The sequence below is a fragment of the Candidatus Sordicultor fermentans genome (assembly GCF_012728195.1).
Lineage (GTDB): Bacteria > Atribacterota > Atribacteria > Atribacterales > Caldatribacteriaceae > Sordicultor > Sordicultor fermentans.
This window is the reverse complement of record NZ_JAAYFP010000223.1, coordinates 1-2,580: the sequence shown is the minus strand read 5'-3', so window position 1 is coordinate 2,580 and position 2,580 is coordinate 1. Positions and strand designations below refer to the sequence as shown.

2 protein-coding genes and 1 pseudogene are annotated in these 2,580 nt (G+C 36.9%); all 3 read left to right on the top strand.

Translation table 11 applies throughout. From position 1 onward, the window contains the following. Positions 1 to 370, top strand: a pseudogene (locus GXZ17_RS10750) (type I-B CRISPR-associated protein Cas5); the annotation flags it as partial. After that, positions 342 to 563 carry a hypothetical protein gene (locus GXZ17_RS10745; RefSeq protein WP_409377280.1) on the top strand — a complete coding sequence of 74 codons (222 nt, stop codon included), beginning with the start codon at positions 342 to 344 and terminating at the stop codon, positions 561 to 563. The pseudogene GXZ17_RS10750 and the gene GXZ17_RS10745, both read left to right, overlap by 29 nt. A 177-nt stretch (positions 564 to 740) precedes the next feature. Continuing rightward, positions 741 to 2,580: CRISPR-associated helicase Cas3' (gene cas3, locus GXZ17_RS10740; RefSeq protein WP_409377279.1), on the top strand; the 1,840-nt coding region annotated here is incomplete at its 3' end.

Below are 2,580 nucleotides of genomic sequence, written 5' to 3'. Positions count from 1 at the left end.
TGGCAAGTCTTCTACCTTGCATCTTGGAAGAGCTGAAGATTGGATTGTAATAAAAGAGTTGGAGAAAATCGAGCTTGAGGTCCGAGAGATAAACGGAAACTATGGTTATTTCTTCTGGATTCCTGAGAAAGCCTTTGATGAAAAATGCAGCTTTGAATTCAAAGATATAGGCGGGCTAATTTATAGCCTTACAACTTTTTACAGGATAAAAGGCGGGGTAAGAAATTTTGATTATATAAGGACAAAACTTAATGATGGGAATTTGGGAGATATATTTACTTATTTTGATTCTGGAGAAAAAGTGCCTGTATTCTTTGCCAATTTAAAAGAGGGATTAAAAAATGAGAGAGATTTTAGCGAAGTTCCGTGATAAAAACAGAGAAAAGATAACTTTATCAAGGCATACTTCTGATGCGCTGGAGGTGTTTGAAAACATTCAGAAAAAGTTAAGCGAAGATAATAATAACAGTTTAGTAGAAGCAACAAAGGCTGCTATCTTATTGCATGACCTGGGAAAAGTTTTGCCTTCTTTTCAGATAAAATCCCTGGGTAATAAGGAATAACAACCTCAGGATGTAGTTTACGATGTTCCTCATTCTCTGTTTTCTATTTTTTGGATTGATAAAGATGAGCTAAAAAACAAATTTGGTGATGATTATTTTAATTTTATAATTTCAGCCGTTGCTTATCATCACTGGAGAGAAAGCTTTGACGAGTTTATTTTGGGAAGCAACAAGGTATTGGTAAGGTTGTGCGAAAAGGTGCTGGGAGAATGGGGAGAAACTTTAAAAAGCAATCTACATGATGAGTTTTCAGAACTTAATGAATATGGGGATTTTATTGATATAAATAAAAAGTGGCTCGAAAGCATTATAAATGGAAGAAGCTTTGTAGATCTTGCCATTCCTCCTTATAAGCTTGACTATGAACCATTGAGAGGGGAAGTGAAGAAAGAGCGGATATTAATAGCAGGTTTTCTGCAAAGATGTGACCACTTTGCGTCATGGTGTGAAAAGGAGGGAGAAAGTCTTGATAGGGTAGAAATAGAACCCAAAGCAGAAGATGAAATTGAGAACAAGATTGCAGGCAAAATTGGACATGACGCCTGGCAGTTTGGTACCCTGGCAAATAACAAAGATAAAAATGTCATTCTTGTTGCTCCTACGGGGTATGGTAAGACTGAATTTGCCTTTTTATGGTCGAGGGGTGAAAAGCTTCTCTATACTCTTCCTATCCGCTCAGCAGTTAACCAAACTTATGAAGGAAGAGCAAAGGAAGTGTTTGGGGAAGGTAAAGCCGGGCTTTTACATTCGGATGCCGATGTGTATTTGTTAAGCCAAGAGACTGACGAAGCTGGTACAATGAAACTTTATGACCTTGCAAAGCAACTTTCCTATCCAGTAATGATATCTACTGGAGACCAGTTTTTCCCTTATGCTTTGAGGCCCCCTGGATATGAAAAAGTGTTTGCGCTTCTTTCTTACTCTCGCCTTGTAATTGACGAAATACAGGCTTATGACCCGAAAGCTTGTGCGATAGTTACTAAATTTATGGAATGGATGCACAAAATGGGTGGGAAATTTCTACTAATGACGGCGACATTGCCTAAATTCGTAGAAAATAGGATAAAGGAATCAGCCCCTGATTGTGAAATGATAAACATTTATGAAAATGAAAAAGATAAATTCCAAAAAATTTTTAAACATAAGCTGGAAGTGGAACTAATAAAAAATAAAAAAGGCGAGAAGACTCCGATATTCGAGTTGCCAGAAGATAAGATAGAGAAAATAATCAGGGAAGCTGAAAGCGGTAAAAGAGTCCTGGTAATTTTAAATACTGTTAACTTTGCACAAGAAGTTTATAGAAAATTAGTGGAGAAGGCTTGCTCTTCTTCCCTAGAGAATAACATCTTTTTGTTACACTCTCGCTTTACCCTCGAAGATAGGAGAAACAAAGAAACCGAATATATTGAGAAATTCAAAAACCCCAAACCTCCTACAGAGAATATTGGTGAGATTCTTGTAGCTACACAGGTTGTTGAGGCATCTTTGGATATAGATGCAGACGTTCTCTTTACTGAAATCTGTCCTCTTGATGCTTTGATTCAAAGAATGGGAAGAGTTCTGAGAAGATATTTCTATAGGGATGGAAAGGTTACGAATAAAAGCGATAACCTGGAATACGATATATCTCAAGAAGAGTTCAGGGCTTTTTCCAATGAGCCTAATGTTTATGTATGGGTTTTTGTGAAAGGGCTTCAATCTGGAAGAGGGAAAGTTTACTCTGAGGAATTGATTAAGCTTTCCCTTGCATGGCTGTGGAAGAAAAAGGAAATAGAGGATATAGAGCCATTATTATCTAAAATAGGGCAGAGGGACGGAACCGATGAGGTTCAGGTAGAGGACTTTTTTAGAGAAGAGTTTTCTCCTCTTTTGGGTAGTGATAAAAAAACGGAAAAATCTAAAGAAACTTATTATAAAAAGCTTTTGAATGGTAACTGGTTGGAAAACGTAGATAAGAGGGAGGTGGAATTGTCAGAATATGACAAATATGCTTTAGTTGCTTTGTTTTATTCAAGTT

What these genes read in the sequence shown, in the direction of transcription:
- GXZ17_RS10745 (WP_409377280.1), top strand. Translation starts at nt 342, where the DNA reads ATGAGAGAGATTTTAGCGAAGTTCCGTGATAAAAACAGAGAAAAGATA.